We start from the raw sequence: 4337 nt of genomic DNA on the forward strand, positions 1-4337 counted from the left end.
GAGCAAGGCGACGAGGCGCAAAATTTTAAAATCAAAAGGCGCTATTTTCGCAGCTGTTCGTGCCTGCATAAACAAAAATCAAAGGGGCCCGTCTATCTCTACGATGAAATTTCGCAAGAGCAGGCCGAAAGATCGGCGAGCTATTTCATCGGCTATTTCAAAGAGGGCAAGCTAAGCCGCTATGAGAAAATTTACGAAGGCGAGAGAGCTTTTTCGAGCGAGGATATAAAGCGGTAGACGCGATTTAAAATTCAGATAAAGGAGCGGTCATGAGAGGTATTTTTAAAATTTCGCCCGAGGAGGATGCGGCAAATTTTGCGGCGCTAAATTTAAAGGCGCGAGCGATTATTTCGGCGGGCGCTTTTGGGGAGCAGACGGCAGTTTTGGCAGACAAGCTTCGAGTGCGATCGGCAGTTTTAGCAGGCTCTATTTTAGCGGCGACATTAACGCTCGTGATGCCTGCGGGCGCGACCGAGGCGAGCGAGACGCACAAAACGGCATCAAATTTCAAAGCGCGAACGGATAAAATTTGCCTACAAAAGACGAGCTACAAAACAGAGGGCGGCGCCGTGCCACGCTACGAATATGAAGTGAGCCAAAACTACGACGCCAAAACCCGCCGCCTAGAAAAAATCTACAAAAAGAGCAGCAAAGAGGGAGCGTCCGTATCGAAAAGCTTTAGCAAATTTGACGAAAGCGGCGAGCGCGAGATCGAAAACGTCGAATACGACTGGGACGCGAATACAAACAAATTTCGCGAAACGGCGATAAGCAAGCAGGAGATCGCAAAGGACGGCTCGAAAATTTATTTCAGTCTGCAAAAGGACGGCAAGCCATACGACGGGGAAAAAGCCGTCAAAAAGCGCGAGGGCAAAACGGAAATTTTGCAACATTTCACGCTAAAAAAGGGCAGATGGACGCCGACGCACCTTACTAAAAGAATTATCGACGAAAACGACAGAAACAATTTCGTAGCGACCTATGAATGGAGCGCTAAAGCGAAAAAATGGATGCCGTACGAAAAGTCGATATATCACTACAACGGCGACGCTTACGCGGGCTCCGAAGGCTACGCGTGGCGCGGCAAATGGGTGCCGCTTACAAAACATACCGTCTTTACTGCCGCGGACGGGACGCGCAGCGAGATAAATTTTGTGTGGCGCGACGGCACATGGCAGCGCGACGAAAAGATCTTGCGCAAAATCGAGCCTAAGTATAGGCGCTTTAGCGAGCTAAGATCGCGCTGGGACGCCGCAAAAAACGAGTGGAGGGAGTACTACAAAAACGTGCACGAGGAGACCGAGGAAAGCAGGCCTCTGCGCGAGCAAACCGTGCTTTGGCGCGAGGAGCTGCAACGCTGGGAGGTCGTGTTTGAAAACGAGTTTAGCTACGACGCGCGCGGCAATGTGATAAAAAATCGCACGGCCTCCGATGGCAAGCAGTACGAGTATATCTACGACTACGACGAGGCTGGCAACAACATCTCCGTCACTCTGCGCGAGCCTGATGAGAGCGGCAAATGGCACGAAACGCAAAAGACGCAAAACGTCTTTGAGCCTGAAATTTTAGCGCACGACGTCCTGGATCGCGGCTTCATCGGCGACTACATAGCCACGGGCAAAAACGCGATCAAAAGCAGCAAGCAGTATTTTCTAAAGGACGGCGAGTTTAAGCTAAACGAAACTCGCGAGTGGGTTTACGGCAAATGCGAGCCGCAATAAAATTTGGAAAACCTCATGAATGAGCCTTATATCGTTAAAATTTCAGATAGCGACGCGATGATGTTCGGCTGCGAAGCAGACGGGCGGGTGCGCGAATTTGTCGCCAAATTTGACGGCTGGGAGTACGAAAGCGAGTTTGAGCGGACCAGCTATCTGCTCGGTACGGACGTTTTTATCGAGGTCGCGAGCGAGGAGAGCTTAAATGAAGGCTCCTTACGCGCTCAAATTCCAAACGAAAAGTCTTTGGACGCTGACGGCGGCGCGACGTTTTTGAGCCTGCGAGAGTGGGACGGCAAGGGGCATTCGCGCGAGCGATGAAATTTTACGCGCCATCAGCGAGGATGAGGACGGCGGCGCGGCATATCTGCTCCTTAGCCCGAAACGCATCGCCGCAGAGGAGCTGCGAGGCGCCTTTGAGGGCAGAGCGCCGCAGGAATTTGCGCGCATTATCGAGGCTTTGGAAGCCAAATACGATTGCAAAGACCGAATGCTCTGCTACGTCGTTTGCTATTTTACGCCGAGGGGCAAAGAGGGGATGCGGGCGGACTTCGGCGTCTGAATTCAAAGCGCGGCGGATTAAATTTAAAATTTGACCGCGCAGCGCACTCGCGCCAAATAGGGAGAGTTTTATCTTGCGCGTAAGACCTGCGCCGTATGGGGCAAGTGAAATTTAAGCGACGAATTTAAAAATGCTGCGACTAGTGGAATGGGGTCAAAATGATAAAATCCATAAAATTTGAGGGCGAAAGCATCGAGGAGCTGGAGGTTTGGTACTATGCCCCAAAGCACGAATGCAGCGCGGCGGAGTTCGCGCAGCAGTGCGGCAAGCTCGTGCGCGCGGACTTTGGGCTCGCTTCCCTTTACGAGATAAAATTTGAAAAATTTAAGTCCTGCGAGCCCGATGATTTCATGAAAGAGCGGATAACGGCTGCTTTGAGCGCGGCGGCTCTATCAGACGAGCCTCAAAATTTCGCAATGGGCGGCGAGAACGGCTGGGACTGGCAGGAGTGCTCGTTTGAGGCGAGCGGACGGCGATTTTTACGCGTCTGGGCAACATCGGCTTGATAAATTTAGCCTGTAATACGGGCTTCGCGTGCCCGAGGTTTCGGGCGGATTTGCCGCAAAGCGCTTGCAAAACGCGCCGAGCGACGTTAAAATTCCGCGCTATCGCTTATCTCGCACGATTTATGTGTGTTTAGATGCGGTAGCGCATCAAGTCCGTGGAGTGAGCTAGCGCGCCCTATTTTGCGCGAATTTACGCGCCGAGGCGGGGCGGGTGCCCTACTTTGAGCCAAAATTTATTTGAAGGGAAGATATGAAAAACTTATTTTTAGCCGCGCTTGCGGCATTAGCGCTTAGCGGCTGCGCGGGCTTAAAATGCGGCGCAAAAGACGGACGAGACGTCGCCGAGATCGACGTGCCCGAAGATGGCTGGACGAGGTACCTAGGCACCGACGGCGAGATCAAAGAGGTCGCGTTTTTCACGGCATTTTTCTCGGGGCAGTTCCGCCAGAGCCCAAAAGATGGCGAAAAGATCGGCTTCGTGCTTACCAAAAAGAGTGGCGAACGCATACCGATAAGGCTCGGCAATATGTATAAGGCTGCAGACGGCGCATTCGCGCTCGCGGATCTTGACGCGGAGGCCGGCATATGGTGCGGGGCCGAGGAGCTACGCAGAGCAAAACGGGTGAAATTTTATAAATTTCAAGAAGGCAGCGTCAAAGTGACGGACTATGAGGCGCAAGGCGGGCTTTGCGAGGCGTTTTACGCAGGCGAAAAGATACGCGTCAAAAGCGTGCTAAGCCGCCACGCGAGCAAGGCTGGCGAGGCTAGCGGCGAAATTTCCACCGCGCAGACACAGGGCGAAATATCGCGAGATGCCGCCGAAATTTTAAACTCGCGCAAAAAGCCATCGCCGCAAAGCTCTAGCAAAAATTTAGCGAACAAAAAGAGCGCCGCGCAAAAGACCGATAGCGAGGCGCTAAAATCAGAGGCAGATGTGCTAAAAGACATCATCTGCGCGGGATTTGAAAAAGGTACCGAAATTTAGACTTCACAAAACGGCTACCTAGCAAATCAATCAAGCTGAAAGAAGCGCGCTAAATTTCAATGCAGCGTCACGCGGGCAAAAGCTAGGCGCTCAAAAGGGCACGCTAAATTTTAAAGCGCTCAAGACGCGGTGCGCTTAGACACGGCAAGCGGAGTGCAACGGCAAATTTCAAAAGCGAAATTTCAAAACAGACGATATTTTTATCGCAAAGAGAGCTTAAGCGGGCTTCGGAGCCAAAATTTAGACTAAACTTGGTGAACGCGGGCCGAAATATGAAATTTAAACGCAGGAGGGCAAAATGGCAGAAACGGGCAACTTGGAGGGTTTCGGGCGAGAGTATGTGCGGCAGGTTAGAGACGGGTCGCTGGCGTGGTTGGATGCGGTCATGAGCGGGCGGATGAAAGGCGCGCGGTGCGAGCGGCCGTATGCATTGATAGCGGAGTTTTCGCCGCAGCAAAGGGAGGCGCTAAGGACGCTTTGCGCGCATCTTACCGATCACGTCCTGCATGAGACGCTAAGCTTTTTCGAGCAAAGCGAGCGCTGGCGGCTTGCGGACGAGGCGGGGG

The 4337-nt window shown here is 52.5% G+C and carries 6 protein-coding genes; all 6 read left to right on the top strand.

Annotated elements, in window-relative coordinates:
- Positions 1–237, top strand: a 237-nt coding sequence (locus Q0236_RS07015; RefSeq protein ID WP_297916373.1) for a hypothetical protein, incomplete at its 5' end; no start/stop codon positions are given.
- Positions 238–269: 32 nt separating this feature from the next.
- Positions 270–1721 (top strand): hypothetical protein, encoded by a 1452-nt coding sequence (locus tag Q0236_RS07020; protein WP_297916375.1) that lies wholly within the window; start codon positions 270–272, stop codon positions 1719–1721.
- Positions 1722–1736: 15 nt separating this feature from the next.
- Entirely contained in the window at positions 1737–2039 is a 303-nt protein-coding gene (locus tag Q0236_RS07025; RefSeq protein WP_297916376.1) for a hypothetical protein, read from the top strand.
- Between the two features lie 399 nt (positions 2040–2438).
- Complete coding sequence (locus Q0236_RS07030; protein WP_297916378.1) at positions 2439–2786, top strand: hypothetical protein; 348 nt, start codon at positions 2439–2441, stop codon at positions 2784–2786.
- A 250-nt stretch (positions 2787–3036) separates the two neighbouring features.
- A complete protein-coding gene (locus tag Q0236_RS07035; RefSeq protein WP_297916380.1) occupies positions 3037–3771 on the top strand; it encodes a hypothetical protein in 735 nt (244 codons plus the stop codon).
- 298 nt (positions 3772–4069) lie between these two features.
- A partial coding sequence (locus Q0236_RS07040) for a hypothetical protein (RefSeq protein WP_297916382.1) occupies positions 4070–4337 on the top strand: 268 nt, incomplete at its 3' end.

This window comes from uncultured Campylobacter sp. (assembly GCF_938031315.1).
Lineage (GTDB): Bacteria > Campylobacterota > Campylobacteria > Campylobacterales > Campylobacteraceae > Campylobacter_B.